Consider the following 15540-nt stretch of genomic DNA (forward strand, 5'->3'; position numbering starts at 1 on the left):
GCTACGGCGTCGCCTTGCGCACCAACAGGAATCCCCCGAACGCGGCCAGCACGGCGATCACCAACGGGTAGAGCGCGGCGAGCTGGATCATCGGCGTCGTGGCGAAGAACGTGCCCACCGAGCCCCACCACTGCTGCCAGGTCACGAGGGCGACCAGGCCGCCCAGCACGAGCGTCGTGCCGATCGCGGCCGCGTACAGGCCGAGCTGGCCCCAGCGCTTGAACAGTGTCCCGACCATCATCCCGATGAACCCGAGCGCGAGCAGCGGCCCGCCGTAAACCGCCACCTGCGCGAACGGGTTGGACTGCACGAGGAACCCCACGCCGAAGAACCGCAGGTCGATCCCCCACCCGCCGGTCCCGTTCTCGATCGCCAGCATCACGGTCAGCCCGATCGCGTGCAGGATGCTCTCGCCGAGCACGACCAGGCCGGTGCCGAGATAGAAGTGGCGACGGGTGATTCCCAGGCTGAGCGCGAACGGGAACGTCTGGGTCATGGTCTGCAGGTGGGCCGCCGCGACGGCGAAGTACAGGGCGGCCAGCGCGCCGGTCACTCCCGGGTCACCGTCGTCGGTGTTCGCGCGGATCAAGCCGAAGATCAGCAGGTTGATCAAGAACGCGGCACCGACGACCATCCACGGGATGGCGAGCCTGCCCCAGGCGCCGACCAGGTTCAGACGGGCGGCGGTCAGCACGCGGTTCTGCGCGGGAGCCGCGGTCGCGGCGATCGCGGTGGTCATGACGAGACCTTCCGGTTCGAGGAGGCGACGACCAGCCCGTCGTCGGATCCGTGGTTCTGCTGGGTGGTGCGGACGACGAGCTGCTGCAGCGAGACGGGCTCGAACTCCAGGCCCTGCGTTCCGAGCGCGGGCTCCGGAACCGCACCGGACAGCGTGACCCGCAGGAAGCCCCCCAGCTTCTCGCGGTGCAGCTCGGTGTGACCGACGGCGAACCGCTCGACCGCCTCGGCCGGCCCGGTCACGGTCACGGCGCGGCCGCGCAGCACGTCCGAGTCCTCGTCGATCAGCACCTTGCCGTTGTCGATCAGGACGACGTGCTCGATCAGGTCGGACACCTCGTCGATCAGGTGCGTGGACAGCACGACCGTGCGCGGGTTCTCCGCGTAGTCGGCGAGCAGGTGGTCGTAGAACAGCTGTCGGGCGACGGCGTCCAGGCCGAGGTACGGCTCGTCGAAGAACGTCAGCGGCGCCCGCGAGGCGAGTCCGATGATCACCCCGACGGCGGAGAGCTGGCCCCTCGAAAGCTTCTTGATGCGGCGCTTCACCGGGACCCCGAACTCCCCGACCAGGGTCTCGGCGAACGCGGCGTCCCAGTTCGGGTACACCATCTCCGCCGCGCGCAGCGCGTGCCGGACGACGTAGTTGTCCGGGTACTTCAGTGCCTCGCGGATGAAGCACGTCCGGCTCAGCACGCCCGCGTTCTCGTAGGGCTCCTCGCCGAACACCTCGATCAGGCCCGCCGTCGCGAAGTTCTGCGCGGTCAGGATCTGCATCATCGTGGTCTTGCCAGCGCCGTTGCGACCGAGCAGGCCGTGGATCTGGTTCTCCTGCAGCCGGACGCTCACGTCGTCGAGCGCGGTGAACGCGCCGTAGCGCTTGGTGACGCCGTGCATCGCGACGACATCGGTCGACCCGGTCATTCCTCTTCCCCCCACACGTCGATCATCTTCTTGAGCTGCTCCGCGTCGATGCCCAGCTTCTGCGCCTCGGTGACCAGCGGAGCGATGAACTGGCGGGAGAAGTCCTCCCGGCGGCTCTCCAGCAGGCGGGTACGCGCGCCCTCGGCGACGAACATCCCGATCCCTCGTCTCTTGTAGAGCACCCCGTCCGTCACCAGCTGGTTGAGGCCCTTGGCGGCGGTGGCGGGGTTGATGCGGTGGAACGCGGCCAGCTCGTTGGTGGAGGGCACCTGCGTCTCCTCCGGGTACGTGCCGTCGACGACCGACGTGGCGATCTGCTCGGCGATCTGGAGGAAGAGCGGGCGCCCGTCGTCCCTCACGGCGACCGCCTCGGCAAGTCCGTTGGTTCATTACTCATGTAACTAACCATGGGACCAATGAACCTTCCCGTCAAGCCGCAATGTTCAGAAATCTTGACTTATATAATTTTGTGCTTAGCATTAGAGGTGTGCACGCCTTCGACGTCCTCGGCGACCCGGTGCGCCGCCGGATCCTCGAGCTGCTGGCCACCGGGGAGCACACCTCGGGCCAGGTGGTCGAGGTGATCTCGGCGGAGTTCGGGATCACCCAGCCGGCCGTCTCTCAGCACCTGAGAGTGTTGCGGGACAACGGGTTCGCTGCGGTCCGCGCGGAAGGGACCCGGCGCATCTACTCCGTCGACCCGACCGGCGTGGGCGAGGCCGAGCAGTGGCTGGCCGGCCTGCGCGCGTTCTGGTCGCAGCGCCTCGACGCACTCGGCACCGAGCTCGCCCGCGGGCGCCGGGCACGGCGCGCATCCCCCGACACCGATCCCGCGTCCGAACGGAAGGCCTCCGAATGATCGACATCATCGCCGAGCTGGACGCGATCCGGCGGCGCGTGCACGCCCCCGGCGACGACCTCGCGGTCCGGCTCGAACGCCGATATCCGTCCGATGTGGAGGACGTCTGGGACGCCCTGACCGACCCGGAGCGGATCGCGCGCTGGTTCCTGCCGGTGTCCGGCGACCTGCGCGTCGGCGGCCACTTCACGACCGAGGGCAACGCGGACGGCGAGATCCGCGTCTGCGACCGGCCGTCGAGGCTCGTGCTGACGTGGGGCGGGCCGGACAGCGTCGTGACGCTGGATCTCGCCCCGGACGGCGACGCGACCGTCCTCACGCTCGAGCACGCCGTGCCGCTCGCGTTCGTGCCGGACGGCAGCGGCGCGCTCTACGTCGGCCCGGGCTGGGACGGTGCCCTGCTCGGTCTCGGGGCCCACGTGTCCGGCACCACGATCGGCGACCCGGACTCGCCCGAGATGCTGGAGTTCAACGGCGGGTCGATCCCGCGGTGGGAGACCGCCGTCCGGGAGTCGGGGCTGGCCACCGAGGAGCAGATCGCCGCCTCCGTCGTGGCCGCCACCGCCCAGTACACGGTGGTCCCGTCGTGACCGGCGTGGACAGTCCGATGGGGACGATCGAACGGGAGGGCGACCGGGACGTGGTCGCGTTCCGACGCACCTACCCGGACCCGCCGGAGACCGTGTGGGCCTCGCTGACCGAGTCCGACCGCCTCGCCCGCTGGTACGGCTCGTTCACCGGCGACGCCCGGCCCGGCGCAGTGGTCCAGCTGACGTTGACGAGCGCGGAGGACGGCGGCGGTCCACCACATCCGGTCCGGATCCTGGAGTGCGACGAGCACCGGCGGCTGCGGGTCCTCGTCGAGGGCGACGACCCGTGGGACATCACGGTCGAGCTGACGCCGTCGGCGGACGGGACCGTGCTGGACTTCCGGCAGATCGTGCCGAGGCAGTACTCCACATCGGACGTCGGGCCGGGCTGGCACTGGTACATCGACCGGCTCACCGCCCACCTCGCGGGCGGGCCGTTCCCCGACTGGGCGGACTACGAGACGCTCGCCTACCCCTGATTGCGGTGCGCGCCGAAACGACGCGGGCCTACCGTCGTGACATGCCGACGTCCGGTCCCGCCGATCCGGCCGAGTTGGCCGACCTGGCCGGGCTGCTGGCCGCGCGCCGGGCGGGACGCCTCGCCGCAGCCCGGACCTGCCTGGGCGTCGAACCGCCGGCGGCCTGATCCCCGCCGAGATGCAGCACAGCGGGCTCGGGTGATCGACAGCTCCCGCTGAACCGCATCTCGGCGGCTCCGTCACCGACGCCGCCCCGCACCGCACCGCACCGCGCGAACGCCCGGGCGTCGAACTGCCGGTGAGTGACCCGCCGACGCCGGCCCCGACCCCGCCGCGACGTGCGAGCGCCTCGGTGCGGGAGCCCGCGGTCCAGCGGAACCTCCGCGAGATGCGCGTCATCGCTGCGGGGAGCGCGACAACTCGCCATGGTCCGCATCTCACGCCGGGGTCGAGTCGAGACCCGGGTCAGGCGGCCACCGCCCGCTCGGCCGGCGTCGTGCGGCCGGTCGAGCGCACCGTCCGCAGGTACCACGCCACGGCCAGGCACCCGGCCGCGACGAGCACGCCGTGCACCACCCGTAGCTCGTACGGCGCGAAGAACTGCGGCAGGTAGAGCACCCACCCGGTGGCGAGCAGCCACCCGGTCCATGCCGGCAGTACCCGCGAGCGATGCACGGCCAGCGCGGCGAGCACCGACGCGACGGCCAGCGCCGCCAGGCCCGTCGCGAACGTCGTCGCGGCCGCGGGCAGGAACCGGATCTGGTCCCCCAGCGTCGCCGGTGCACCCTGCGATCCGAGGACGTGCAGCGCGAACACCTCCGCGCCGTAGTACGGCAGCACGAGCACGGCGCCGACACCCCCGGTCACGACGGCCGCGAACCCGAGCCGCTCCCCCGGCCCGTCGCGGACCGCCGACCACAGCGCCCCCAGCCCGGCGACCAGCAGCCCGAAGCCCGCGACCGCCAGCAGGTGGCCGACGAGCCACGCCGTCGTCGCCCAGTCCGCGCCCGAGTCACCCGACGGGCGCACCGCCGGGTAGGCGGCGAACGCCAGTCCCGCCCCGATCCACGCCGGCGCGCCCATCCGTCGTCGACCGTTCACGGTCGCCTCCTCGATCACTGCTCCGATGACAGAGCAATGCTCTGCCTCGCGCGGCGATCCTGTCAAGAGCATTGCTCTCGTCTCGGTCACATGCTCTACACTTCTCGCGATGAACGCACCGCGCACCGCCCGGGAACGGGCACGGGCCGAGCTGACCCGCGAGATCGTCGACGCCGCCCGGCGCCAGCTGTCCGACGTCGGCGCCGCCGGCCTGTCGCTGCGCGCCGTCTCCCGAGAGCTCGGCATGGTGTCCTCCGCGCTGCACCGCTACTTCCCCACGCGCGACGACCTGCTCACCGCGTTGATCATCGAGGGGTACCGGGCGCTCGGTGACGCCGTCGAAGCCGCCGACGAGGCGATCCCGCGCGACGACTTCCCGGGCCGCTGGCGGGCCGCGACGACGGCGATCCGCACCTGGGCGCTGGCCCGCCCGCACGAGTACGCGCTGATCTACGGCTCGCCGGTGCCCGGATACAGCGCGCCGGCCGACACGATCGCCGAGGCGGGCCGGACCGTCGGAGCCCTGGCGCGGATCATGGGAGACGCACATGCCGCCGGACGACTCGACGTCGCACCGGACCCGGCGGGCGCTCCGCTGGACGGGGACACGGCGCGGGTGCGGGAGGCGCTCGAGGTCGACCTCCCGGACGACGCCGTGCTGCGCGGCGTCACCGCGTGGACGGCCGCGTTCGGGCACGTGTCGTTCGAGCTGTTCGGCCAGTTCGAGAACGTCATCGACGAGCGCGACGCGCTGTTCGCCTCCGCCGTCGACCGGCTCGGCCGGCTGGCCGGTCTCGCCTACCCCTGACCGGGCATCCGGCGACGGAGCGCGACCCACCGCTCCGCCCACCGGTCGGCCCACTCGCCCGACCATCCCCGCTCGGCACGCACGACCAGCGCCGTCGCCGCGACCGCCAGGACGGCGGCCAGCACCAGGTCGCCGAACGGCCCGATCCCGCCGCGGACGGTGCCGAGGGATGCGGCGGCCGTCCCGACCGGCGGCAACCACGACTGCGTCCCGGTGATCACGACGAACGCCAGCCCCCCGAGCAGGGCCCACCCCAGGTGCCCGACCATCGGCCGGGCGAAGACGAGCCCGACGGCGACGCCGGTCAGGCCGCACGCGAGGTGGGCGCACAGGCCGTCGAACAGGCCGCCGACGGTCGCCGACGAGAACGACGCGACGGTCCCCCAGACGAGCGCGAGCAGGGACAGCACGGCCACCCCGGCGCTGCCTGCCATCAGCACGCCGATGGTCACCGGAGCCGGGCCGCCCGCCGCGGACACGGTCACCGTGCGCTGCACGTCGTCCTCGGTCTCGGCCAGGCTGTGCGTGAGCCAGGCGCCGACCGGGTAGAGCATCAGGGCGCTCGCCGCCCACGGGAGCGGCAGCGGCCCGGGGTCGCCGCCGAACAGCACGGCGAGCACGGCCGCGAACAGCAGCATCGGTACGAGGAAACGGGACGACCGGCCGACGTCCTCGCCGAGGAGCCGGGCGACCGCACCGGCGGTCCGCAGCGTGGTCGTCACGCCTCCTCCCGGGTCACCGACCGCACGGAACAGCCCGCGGCGAGCGCGGCCGCCAGCCACGCGTCGCTGCTCCGCGGGTGGAGGACGACGGTCATCCGTCCGGGCGCGAGCGCGTCGACGCGAGCGGGGGGCAGCCCGTCCAGCACGACCCTCGGGTCCGCCCGGCAGGTCAGCTCGATCCGGACGCGGCGCGACCGGCGGACCGGAGCGGGCGGAGCCTCGTCCTCGAGGCGACCGTCCGGGCGGATGCCGACGATGCGGACGCCGTCCAGGCGGTCGGCCTCCCGCGTGTGGTCGGTCAGCAGCATGGGGACGTCCACGCCGGACAGACGGGCGGTCAGGGCGTCGACCGCGTCGGCGTCCAGGCCGGACCACGGCTCGTCGAGAACCAGCAGCTCCGCGTCGCAGCTCAGCGCCTGCGCGAGCCCGACCTTCTGGGCGTTGCCCTTGGACAGCGCCGACATCGGCTCGTCGTCCTCGCCGGTGAACCCGAGCTCGTCGAGGACCTCGTCGGCCGTCTGCTCGGAGGCCTCGCGGTCCGCACCGTGCACGGCGGCGAGATGGCGCAGGTAGCGGCGCGCCGGGAGCCGGAGCAGGGCCGGGAAGCGGTCCGGCAGGTACCCGACGACGTCCGGGCGGTCCACGACGGATCCCGCGGTCGGCGTGTCGCATCCGGCCGCGATCCGCAGCAGCGTCGACTTCCCGCTGCCGTTCGCGCCGGCGACCACGACCGGGACGCCCGGCTCCAGCTCCAGGTCGACGCCGGTCAGCACGACCGGTGCCGGGCGGTAGCTCTTGTGGACGCCGACGAGGCGCACTGGCCGTCACCTCCCGCCGTCACACCCGACGATCAGGCTGCCACACCGCCCGCCGATCGGGTCATCCGGCGGCGTCCACCCGCTCCCGGCTCCGCAGCCGTCGCACGACCAGCCACGCCAGCACCGCCACGGCGATCACGACGACGCCGGTGCTCAGCGGGCCCATGTACTCCTCGATGAGCTCCCAGCGCTCGCCCATGTACCACCCGAGCCCGACGAAGATCGCGTTCCACACGCCGCTACCGAGCGCGCTGAGCAGGGTGAACCGCAGCAGCGGCATCCCCGCGATCCCGGCCGGGATGGAGACGAGACTGCGGACGAGCGGGACACAGCGTCCGAACAGGACGATCGGACCGCCGTGCCGGTCGAACAGCTCGCGGCCCTTGTCCAGGTCCTTCTGGCTGGACAGCAGGAACCAGCGACGGCCGCACAGCCTGTGCACGCGGTCGTAGCCGAGCCAGGCGCCGAGCGCGTACAGCAGCAGCGCACCGGCCAGGGCGCCGATCGTCGCGGCGATCCACACCGCGACCGGGTTCATCACACCGACCTGGGCACGGAACCCGCCCAGCGGCAGGATCACCTCGGACGGGATGGGTGGGACGACGTTCTCCAGGAAGATCAACAGACCGATCCCGGCCGCTCCGAGGCGGTCCACCACGTCGAACACCCACTGCGTCACCCCTCCATGGTGCCCGACGCTCTGAGCGCTATGTCCGAATGGTCCGACTCTGCGGGTCGTATCACCCCGGCAGGCGGAACTGGATCCGTTCGATCGAGGCGCTGAGCGGGGCGAACAGCTCGCGGCGGATCCGGTTGTGCTCCGCGTCCGCGTCGTAGGTGCGGTAGGCGTCCTCGTCGACCAGGTCGACCGTGATCACGTAGTGCGCGTTGCCCTCGCGCAGGCCGACGTCCAGGCCCGCCTTCAGGTCCAGGTCGACACCGTCGACGCGCAGGTCGCGCAACGCCTGCAACCCCGGTTCGATCTCCGACGGATCGACGCCGTCGCGCACCCGCCCGACCACCACGTTGCGAATCATGAGCGGAACATAACGCCGCCGCCCCCTCCCGACGCGAACGAACGGCACCTTCGGGCAGTGTCACTGCTCGAAGGTGCCGTTCGTTCGGAAAGGGCGCCGAGGGCGCCGAGCGGCGGAGGGCGCCGAGACGCGCGGAGATGCGCCCGGGCGGAGCGTCAGGCGGCGGCCGTGGCCGGCTCCCCCTTCGCCGCGCGGTCACGCAGGCTCTGCGGCACGTCGAACCGCTCGCCGTACCTGGCACGGAACTCGTCGGCACGGGCCACGAAACCGGCCGGACCCCCGGGGTAGCCCTCGATGTACTGCAGCACACCGCCGGTCCAGGCCGGGAAGCCGATGCCGAAGATCGAGCCGATGTTCGCGTCGGCGACCGTGGTGAGCACGCCCTCGTCGACGCACTTCACGGTCTCCAGCGACTCCACGAACAGCATCCGCTCGGACAGCTCGTGCAGGTCGACGTCGTGGTTCGTGGCGCCGAACTGCTCGCGCAGGCCCGGCCACAGCCGCGTCCGCCTGCCGTTCTCGTACTCGTAGAACCCGGCGCCGGAGCTCTTGCCCTTGCGGTCGAACTCGTCGACCATCCGGTCGATCACCGCGTCCGACGGGTGCGGCGTCCACGTTCCGCCCGCGGCCTCGACGCCCTTGCGCGTCTCCTCGCGGATCTTGCGCGGCAGCGTGAGGGTCAGCTCGTCCATCAGCTGGAGCACCGGGGCCGGGTAGCCGGCCTGCGACGACGCCTGCTCGATCGTCTGCGGGTCGATGCCCTCGGCGATCATCGCGACGCCCTCGTTGATGAACGTCCCGATCACGCGGCTGGTGAAGAAGCCGCGGGAGTCGTTGACCACGATCGGCGTCTTCTTGATCCCGAGCGTGAGGTCGAACGCCTTGGCCAGCGCCGCGTCGTTCGTCCTCTCGCCCTTGATGATCTCCACCAGCGGCATCTTGTCCACAGGGGAGAAGAAGTGCAGTCCGATGAAGTCGTCCGGACGCTCCACACCGGACGCCAGCTCGGTGATCGGCAGCGTCGAGGTGTTCGAGCAGAGCAGGGCGTCCGGGTTCACGACCTTGGCGGCCTCGGCGAACACCTCCTGCTTCAGCGCGACGGACTCGAACACGGCCTCGATCACGACGTCGCAGCCGGCGAGGTCGGCGTAGTCGTCGGTCGCGGTGATCCGGCCGAGCAGCGCGTCGCCCTTCTCCTGCGTGGTCTTCCCACGCTGGACGCCCTTCTCGACCAGGCCCTGCGAGTAGGCCTTGCCCTTGTCGGCCGCCTCCTGCGAGACGTCCTTGAGCACGACGTCCCAGCCGGACAGCGCGCAGACGTACGCGATGCCCGCGCCCATCATCCCGGCGCCGAGCACGGCGACCTTGGTCGGCGCCCACTTCTCGATGCCGTCCGGGCGGGACTTGCCGCCGTTGATCGCGTTCAGGTCGAAGAAGAACGCCTTGGTCATGTTCTTCGAGACCTGGCCCGCGACGAGCTCGGCGAAGTAGCGGCCCTCGATCCGCAGCGCGGTGTCGAAGTCGACCTGCGTGCCCTCGACGGCCGCCGCCAGGATGTTGCGCGGGGCGGGCATCGGGGCGCCCTTGAGCTGCTTGCGCAGGTTCGCCGGGAACGCCGGCAGGATCGACGCCAGCTGAGGGTTCGACGGCGTGCCGCCCGGGATCTTGTACTTCGGCCTGTCCCAGGGCTGGGCGGCCTCCGGGTTGGCCTTGATCCACTCCTTGGCCTTGGTCAGCATCTCATCGGGGCTCGACGCGAGCTCGTCGACGATGCCCAGCTCCAGGGCCTTGTCCGGCTTGTGCCGCTGGCCCTGCGCGAGGACGTTCATGAACCCGTTGGCGATGCCGAGCATGCGCGTGATGCGGGTGACGCCACCACCACCGGGCAGCAGGCCCAGCGTGACCTCCGGCAGCCCGTAGACGACGCCCTTGGCGTCCAGGCCGATCCGGTGGTGGCACGCCAGGCCGATCTCCAGCCCGCCGCCGAGCGCGGTGCCGTTCATCGCCGCGACGACCGGCTTGCCCAGCGTCTCCAGCTTGCGCAGCTGCGCCTTGACCTCGGTGACGTTCTCGAACACGGCGGGCGCGTCGTCCGGCCCTGCCGAGGACAGCTGCTCCAGGTCGCCGCCCGCGAAGAACGTCTTCTTCGCCGACGTGACGATCACGCCGGCGATGTCGTCCTTCTTGGACACGAGCTCGTCGACGACCTCGCCCATCGCCGCCTTGTAGCGGTCGTTCATCGTGTTGGCACTGCGGCCGGGGTCGTCGAGGGTGACGATCGCGACGCCGTCGGCGTCGAGCTCCCAGCGGACGGCCTTCTGCTCACTCACTGCTCTGGTCTCCAGTTCCGGGGTCGTCAGACGCGCTCGATGATCGCGGCGATGCCCATGCCGCCACCGACGCAGAGCGTGGCCAGGCCGCGGCGCAGCTCGCGGCGCTCCAGCTCGTCGAGCAGCGTGCCGGTGATCATCGCGCCGGTGGCGCCGAGCGGGTGGCCCATCGCGATGGCGCCGCCGTTGACGTTCGTCTTCTCGTGCGAGATGCCCATGTCCTTCATGAACCGCAGTGCGACGGCCGCGAACGCCTCGTTGATCTCGAACAGGTCGATGTCGTCGACCGTCAGACCGGCCTTGGCCAGAGCCTTCTTCGACGCGGGCGCCGGACCGGTGAGCATGATCGTCGGGTCGGCGCCGGACAGTGCGGTCGCGACGATCCGGGCGCGCGGCTCGATGCCGGCCACCCTGCCCGCCGCCTCGGTGCCGATCAGCGTGAGCGCCGCGCCGTCGACGATGCCGGACGAGTTGCCGGCGTGGTGCACGTGGTCGATCTTCTCTACCCAGTGGTAGTGCTGCAGCGCGACGGCATCGAACCCGCCGTCGTTGCCCATCATCTCGAACGACGGCTTGAGCCCGGCCAGGCTCTCCAGCGTCGCGCCGGCACGGATGAACTCGTCGTGGTCGAGCACGGTCATCCCGTTGCGGTCGGTGACCGGGACGACCGACTTCGCGAAGTAGCCGTTGGCCCACGCCTTGGCCGCGCGCGCCTGGGACTCCACGGCGAACGTGTCGACGTCCTCGCGGGAGTAGCCCTCGAGCGTCGCGATCAGGTCGGCGCCGATGCCCTGCGGCACGAAACCGGTCTGGTACGACGTCTCGGGGTCCATGGCCCACGCGCCGCCGTCGGAGCCCATCGGCACGCGGCTCATCGCCTCGACACCGCCGGCGAGGACCATCTCCTCCATCCCGGAGCGGACCTTCTGCGCGGCGGTGTTCACGGCCTCCAGGCCGGACGCGCAGAAGCGGTTGAGCTGCACGCCGGCCACCGTCTCGGGCAGGCCGGCCGCGATCGCCGCGGTCTTGGCGATGTCGCCGCCCTGGTCGCCGATCGGGGACACGACGCCGAGCACGACGTCGTCGATCGTCGCCGGGTCCAGCTCGGGGTAGCGGCGCCGCAGCTCGTGGATCAGGCCGATCACCAGCGAGACCGGCTTGACCTCGTGCAGCGACCCGGAGGCCTTGCCCCGGCCGCGTGGCGTGCGGATGGCGTCGTAGATGTAGGCCTCGGGGATCTCGGTCATCCGAACCTCTCGTCGGGTAGGCAGCACTGCGCCGTTCTCGTGAACCTTTGTTACAGCAGCACTGTCACATAGGTCAAGCGGCGCGACCCTGCCGGTTGCGGCTACCGTCCGTACGTGCAGATCCTGCGAGCGGCCGGACACTTCGCCGTACCCGACGGGGAACCGAACCAGTACCGGGAACACCTGCGCGTGGCGGACCTGTCCGTCGGCACCTACTGCATCCCGGTGGGCGGCAAGGACGGCCAGGAACCGCACTCCGAGGACGAGGTCTACGTCGTGCTACGCGGGCGCGGCACGCTCGTGTGCGGCAGCGAGGAGCACGAGGTCCGCCCCGGCATGGTCGTGTACGTCCCCGCCCGTGAGGAGCACCGGTTCGTCGACGTGAGCGAGGACCTGTCGGTGGTCGTCGTGTTCGCGCCCGCGGAGCGCATGCGCTCGTGACAGCGGAACTGTCACATCGCGCCGGGACCGCGTAACCTCCCGCGGATGGTGGCCCCGACGACCCGAGAGTCCGACGCGGACGACCTGCTCACCGTCGACCAGCTCGCCGAGGCGACCGGCGTCTCGGTCCGCACGATCCGCTTCTACTCCGGCAAGGGCCTGCTCCCTGCGCCGCGGCTGCGCGGGCGCACCGGGCTCTACGACACCACGCACCGCGCCCGTCTGGAGCTGATCGGCGAGCTGTCCGCACTCGGGTTCACGCTGGCCGCGATCGAGAAGCGCCTCGAGCGCGTGCCGCACCACGCGGGCCCGGAGGAGCTGGCGCTGCAGCTGGCACTGCTCACGCCGTGGACGCCGGAGGACCCCGAGGACGTCGACGGCGCCGGCCTGGAGACGCTCAGCCCCGACCTGCCGCCCGAGCTGTCCCGGCGTGCCCAGGAGCTCATCGACCGGCACACGACGGCGCTCGCCGAGGACCTGATGACGCTGTTCCAGGACGAGGTGCTGCAGCCCTACCGGGAGCGCGGCCGTCCGTCCGACGAGCGGTCCCGGCTCGCAGCGGCGCTGGCCCGGCTCAAGCCGGTCACCGTGCAGGGCGTGGTCACCGCATTCGGACGCGCCGTGAACCGGACGATCCGCGATCGTGTCGGGAACGAGGGCTGACGCTCTACGCTCCGTCGATGGCGGTGTTCGAGTTCCCGGTGCGGGTTCGCTACCACGAGGTGGACGCCCAGGGCGTCGTGTTCAACGCGTGGTACCTCGCCTGGTTCGACGAGGCGATGACCGAGTTCCTGGAGGCCAGGGACCTCTCCTACCGGACGATGCTGGACGCCGGGTACGACGTCCAGCTCGTGCACTCCGAGATCGACTGGCGGTCCGGCGTCGGCTGGGGCGACGACGTCGTGATCGCGGTGTCCACCGCCCGGATCGGCCGGACCAGCTTCGCGCTGGACTTCCAGGTCCGCACCGACGACGGGACCGGCGGCCGCACCGTCACCTGCGACGCGCGCACCGTCTACGTCGTGATCGCGGTGAACGGCGAGGGCAAGCAGGAGATCCCGCCGATCATCAGGAACGCGCTGGGCGACCCCGACCCGTTGCTGCCGTTCACGTAGCGGGGTCGATGCGCCCGCGCACCTCGCCGAGCGGGATCCGCCCGCCACCGGCGCGCGGCGCCGTCGCGGTGAGCACGACCTCGTCGCCGTCCTCCAACCAGCTCCGGGTCGCGCCGCCGGCCAGCTCCAGGGGCTCCGCACCGTTCCAGGACAGCTCCAGCATCGAGCCGCGCTGCGCGCGTTCCGGGCCGGACACGGTCCCCGACCCGAGCAGGTCGCCCGCTCGCAGGCCGGCGCCGTTCGACGTCAGGTGCGCGACGAGCTGGGCGGCCGTCCAGTAGAGGTCCGCGCCGGGCGGGGTGGAGACCCGCTCGCCGTTCAGGTGGATCTCGCAGGCGATGTCCAGACCGCGGTCGGCCTCCCCGGTCAGGTACGGGAGCGGATCGGGGTCGCGGGGCGGCGGGTCCGTCCATGCCGCGGTGAGCTCGTCGGCCGGGGTCACCCACGCCGAGACCGACGTCGCGAACGACTTGCCCAGGTGCGGGCCCAGCGGGCGGGTCTCCCAGCCCTGGATGTCGCGGGCCGACCAGTCGTTGAGCAGCACGACGCCGAACACGTGGTCCAGCGCGTCCGACATGGACACCGGGCCGGGCACCGGGTCGCCGAGCACGAAGCCGAGCTCGCACTCCAGGTCCAGGCGCCGGCTGGGGCCGAAGTCACCCGCACCGCGCTGCCCGCTCGGCCGCACGACCGGCGTGCCGCTCACCCGTACCGTGCCCGCGCGACCGTGGTAGCCGACCGGCAGGTGCTTCCAGTTGGGCATCAACGGTTCCGCGTCCGGCCGGAAGATCAGCCCGGCGTTCCGCGCGTGCTGCTCGCACGCGTAGAAGTCCACGTAGTCGGCGACCGAGAACGGCAGCACCGGGTCCGGTCCCCCGGCGGGCATCCGGTGCGGCGCCAGCCGATCCGGATCGTCCAGCCAGGACCGCAGCCACTGCGTCACCTCCATCCACACCGGACGGTTGGCGGCCAGCAGCGGGTCCAGGTTCGGCGCGCTGAGCAGGTCGGCGTGCGGCCCGCGCTGCGCCGTCGCGAGCGACGCGATGTCGAGCATCCCGCCGTCGGCGAGCGGTGCGACGATCCGGGACGGGCCCGCGCCCGCCACCACTCCGAACGCGACACCGGGCGGGGGCGATGCGGCCGTCATGCCCGGGACCGTACCGGCCGGAACCCCGCAGAACCCCGCGACGCTGACTGTCCGAATCAGGCTGTTCGACCGATTCCGACGATGGCCGGAGGCACGCCCACGACGGGTCTGCTGGACAAGCGACTTCTGACGGCGGTGATCAGCCGTTGTGGAGTGAGGCGTTCGACGCGCGAACGCCTCGCTCCACGACCCGCGATCACGGCGACGAGACGGCGGCGGGTCGGGCCGGTGGGGTGACCTGGTCACGGGCGCGACGGGCGGCCCGGGCGAGCATGGCGCGCACGACCCACGGGTGGACGTGGCGCACCACGCCCCAGTAGAGACGGCCGCGGAACCCGTGCAGGTCGACGGCCGTGGCCAGCACGACCCGTCGGGGCGCGGTCCGCACCACGCAGCGGAAGTCCAGGTGCCCGGCGTCCGCGGCGATCAGCACCTCGTCGTCGGTGCTCGTGCGCGGGTCGAACTCGTCGCCCCGCGCACGCTCGATCCCGACGAGGCCCACCAGCGCCTCGCGCAGGGCCAGCAGACCGACCACGACCGGGGGCAGGTCGCGGAACAGCGCGCGTGCCCACCACCGCGGGTCGTCCGGCAGCCCGGGCCCGATCCGCACGGCGAACGCGTCCGCCGCGTCCGCGCCGCGCGCGTCCAGCAGGCCGTCATCCGGAACCGGTACGGCCTCCACCGGGGACCGCCCGGTGATCCGGCGCAGCACACGCACCCACGGCGACCATGTGGCCGGACGGGCCGGCCCGGTGCCCAGCGCCGCGTCCGCGCGGTCGAGCAGGTCCTCGAGCACCGCGTCGTGCAGCCATCGGACCGCCAGTGGCCAGCCCAGGCGCATGGTGCCCGTGGTGCGTCCGTCGATCTCGTGCCTGATCCGGCAGCGATCCGCACCGACGGCCTCGACGGTGAACGTGTGCGTGCCGTCGAGGCCGACTCCCGGATCGACCCCGCACTCCAGCAGCCGACCCGGCTCGTAGCGGCCGACCCGGTAGCGGATCGGGCCGTGCCCGCCGGCGGACCCGCTGCGCAGCGGCTGGTCGAGGTGCATCGCGGGCCACCACGGGGACGGCCAGAGCACGTCGTCGGGACCGCCCAGCGTGTCGAGCAGGGCACCCGCCTCGGCCACCGGGACGTCGAACTCGCGGGAATGGACGTTGCGGACCATCGGAACCTCCATACGCTGG

General features: G+C 71.9%; 20 protein-coding genes. 8 read left to right on the forward strand and 12 right to left on the reverse strand.

The genetic code is table 11. The annotated features are described in order from the left end of the window. Position 1: 1 nt before the first annotated feature. Genes EV378_RS13615 through EV378_RS13625 form a run of 3 tightly spaced genes read right to left on the reverse strand, consistent with a single transcriptional unit; the run spans position 2 to position 2018 of the window. Complete coding sequence (locus EV378_RS13615) at positions 2-739, reverse strand: hypothetical protein (protein WP_132424805.1); 738 nt, start codon at positions 737-739, stop codon at positions 2-4. Next, positions 736-1659 carry an ATP-binding cassette domain-containing protein gene (locus tag EV378_RS13620; protein ID WP_132424808.1) on the reverse strand — a complete coding sequence of 308 codons (924 nt, stop codon included), beginning with the start codon at positions 1657-1659 and terminating at the stop codon, positions 736-738. The genes EV378_RS13615 and EV378_RS13620 overlap by 4 nt, the downstream gene beginning before the upstream one ends. Beyond that, positions 1656-2018 carry a GntR family transcriptional regulator gene (locus tag EV378_RS13625; protein ID WP_132424811.1) on the reverse strand — a complete coding sequence of 121 codons (363 nt, stop codon included), beginning with the start codon at positions 2016-2018 and terminating at the stop codon, positions 1656-1658. Before EV378_RS13625 ends, EV378_RS13620 begins: the two co-directional genes overlap by 4 nt. 128 nt (positions 2019-2146) lie before the next feature. On the opposite strand from EV378_RS13625, the gene EV378_RS13630 reads away from it, so the two are divergent. Genes EV378_RS13630 through EV378_RS36750 form a run of 4 tightly spaced genes read left to right on the forward strand, consistent with a single transcriptional unit; the run spans position 2147 to position 3754 of the window. Beyond that, positions 2147-2518 (forward strand): ArsR/SmtB family transcription factor, encoded by a 372-nt coding sequence (locus EV378_RS13630; protein ID WP_132424814.1) that lies wholly within the window; start codon positions 2147-2149, stop codon positions 2516-2518. Then, entirely contained in the window at positions 2515-3108 is a 594-nt protein-coding gene (locus EV378_RS13635) for an SRPBCC family protein (RefSeq protein ID WP_132424817.1), read from the forward strand. Before EV378_RS13630 ends, EV378_RS13635 begins: the two co-directional genes overlap by 4 nt. Before the next feature lie 17 nt (positions 3109-3125). Continuing rightward, a complete protein-coding gene (locus EV378_RS13640; protein ID WP_132424820.1) occupies positions 3126-3587 on the forward strand; it encodes an SRPBCC family protein in 462 nt (153 codons plus the stop codon). 41 nt (positions 3588-3628) lie between these two features. Continuing rightward, positions 3629-3754 carry a hypothetical protein gene (locus EV378_RS36750; RefSeq protein ID WP_279389624.1) on the forward strand — a complete coding sequence of 42 codons (126 nt, stop codon included), beginning with the start codon at positions 3629-3631 and terminating at the stop codon, positions 3752-3754. A gap of 298 nt (positions 3755-4052) precedes the next feature. On the opposite strand, the gene EV378_RS13645 is transcribed toward EV378_RS36750, so the two are convergent. Next, on the reverse strand, positions 4053-4688 hold the full coding sequence (locus EV378_RS13645; RefSeq protein ID WP_132424823.1) for a hypothetical protein: 636 nt from the start codon (positions 4686-4688) through the stop codon (positions 4053-4055). A 109-nt stretch (positions 4689-4797) separates the two neighbouring features. Here EV378_RS13645 and EV378_RS13650 point away from each other — a divergent pair, with 109 nt between their 5' ends. After that, positions 4798-5496, forward strand: coding sequence for a TetR/AcrR family transcriptional regulator (locus EV378_RS13650; protein WP_132424826.1), 699 nt, complete (start codon positions 4798-4800; stop codon positions 5494-5496). On the opposite strand, the gene EV378_RS13655 is transcribed toward EV378_RS13650, so the two are convergent. The 6 genes from EV378_RS13655 to EV378_RS13680 form a co-directional block, all read right to left on the reverse strand. Continuing rightward, on the reverse strand, positions 5487-6218 hold the full coding sequence (locus EV378_RS13655; protein WP_132424829.1) for a hypothetical protein: 732 nt from the start codon (positions 6216-6218) through the stop codon (positions 5487-5489). The two genes, EV378_RS13650 and EV378_RS13655, sit on opposite strands and share 10 nt — an antisense overlap. Beyond that, the gene (locus EV378_RS35840) at positions 6215-7036 is read right to left on the reverse strand and encodes an ATP-binding cassette domain-containing protein (protein ID WP_132424832.1); all 822 of its coding nucleotides are present in this window, start codon (positions 7034-7036) and stop codon (positions 6215-6217) included. The genes EV378_RS13655 and EV378_RS35840 overlap by 4 nt, the downstream gene beginning before the upstream one ends. 61 nt (positions 7037-7097) lie before the next feature. Beyond that, positions 7098-7715, reverse strand: coding sequence for a DedA family protein (locus EV378_RS13665; protein ID WP_243653439.1), 618 nt, complete (start codon positions 7713-7715; stop codon positions 7098-7100). A 61-nt stretch (positions 7716-7776) separates the two neighbouring features. Then, a complete protein-coding gene (locus EV378_RS13670; RefSeq protein WP_132424835.1) occupies positions 7777-8073 on the reverse strand; it encodes an antibiotic biosynthesis monooxygenase family protein in 297 nt (98 codons plus the stop codon). A gap of 155 nt (positions 8074-8228) precedes the next feature. Next, complete coding sequence (locus EV378_RS13675; RefSeq protein ID WP_132424838.1) at positions 8229-10403, reverse strand: 3-hydroxyacyl-CoA dehydrogenase NAD-binding domain-containing protein; 2175 nt, start codon at positions 10401-10403, stop codon at positions 8229-8231. Between the two features lie 26 nt (positions 10404-10429). Beyond that, positions 10430-11650 carry an acetyl-CoA C-acetyltransferase gene (locus tag EV378_RS13680; RefSeq protein WP_207908661.1) on the reverse strand — a complete coding sequence of 407 codons (1221 nt, stop codon included), beginning with the start codon at positions 11648-11650 and terminating at the stop codon, positions 10430-10432. A 114-nt stretch (positions 11651-11764) separates the two neighbouring features. On the opposite strand from EV378_RS13680, the gene EV378_RS13685 reads away from it, so the two are divergent. The 3 genes from EV378_RS13685 to EV378_RS13695 are packed head-to-tail and all read left to right on the forward strand — an operon-like array spanning position 11765 to position 13206. Beyond that, the gene (locus EV378_RS13685) at positions 11765-12091 is read left to right on the forward strand and encodes a cupin domain-containing protein (protein WP_132424841.1); all 327 of its coding nucleotides are present in this window, start codon (positions 11765-11767) and stop codon (positions 12089-12091) included. 45 nt (positions 12092-12136) lie between these two features. Further along, positions 12137-12754 carry a MerR family transcriptional regulator gene (locus tag EV378_RS13690; RefSeq protein ID WP_132424844.1) on the forward strand — a complete coding sequence of 206 codons (618 nt, stop codon included), beginning with the start codon at positions 12137-12139 and terminating at the stop codon, positions 12752-12754. Positions 12755-12771: 17 nt separating this feature from the next. After that, a complete protein-coding gene (locus tag EV378_RS13695) occupies positions 12772-13206 on the forward strand; it encodes an acyl-CoA thioesterase (RefSeq protein WP_132424847.1) in 435 nt (144 codons plus the stop codon). Here the strand turns inward: EV378_RS13695 and EV378_RS13700 are convergent. Together EV378_RS13700 and EV378_RS13705 are read right to left on the reverse strand one after the other, a co-directional pair. Beyond that, positions 13199-14353, reverse strand: coding sequence for a fumarylacetoacetate hydrolase family protein (locus tag EV378_RS13700; RefSeq protein ID WP_132424850.1), 1155 nt, complete (start codon positions 14351-14353; stop codon positions 13199-13201). The two genes, EV378_RS13695 and EV378_RS13700, sit on opposite strands and share 8 nt — an antisense overlap. Before the next feature lie 196 nt (positions 14354-14549). After that, the gene (locus tag EV378_RS13705; protein ID WP_132424853.1) at positions 14550-15521 is read right to left on the reverse strand and encodes a DUF2867 domain-containing protein; all 972 of its coding nucleotides are present in this window, start codon (positions 15519-15521) and stop codon (positions 14550-14552) included. Positions 15522-15540: the final 19 nt, after the last annotated feature.

The sequence above is a fragment of the Pseudonocardia endophytica genome (assembly GCF_004339565.1).
In the GTDB taxonomy this organism is placed as follows: Bacteria; Actinomycetota; Actinomycetes; order Mycobacteriales; family Pseudonocardiaceae; genus Pseudonocardia; species Pseudonocardia endophytica.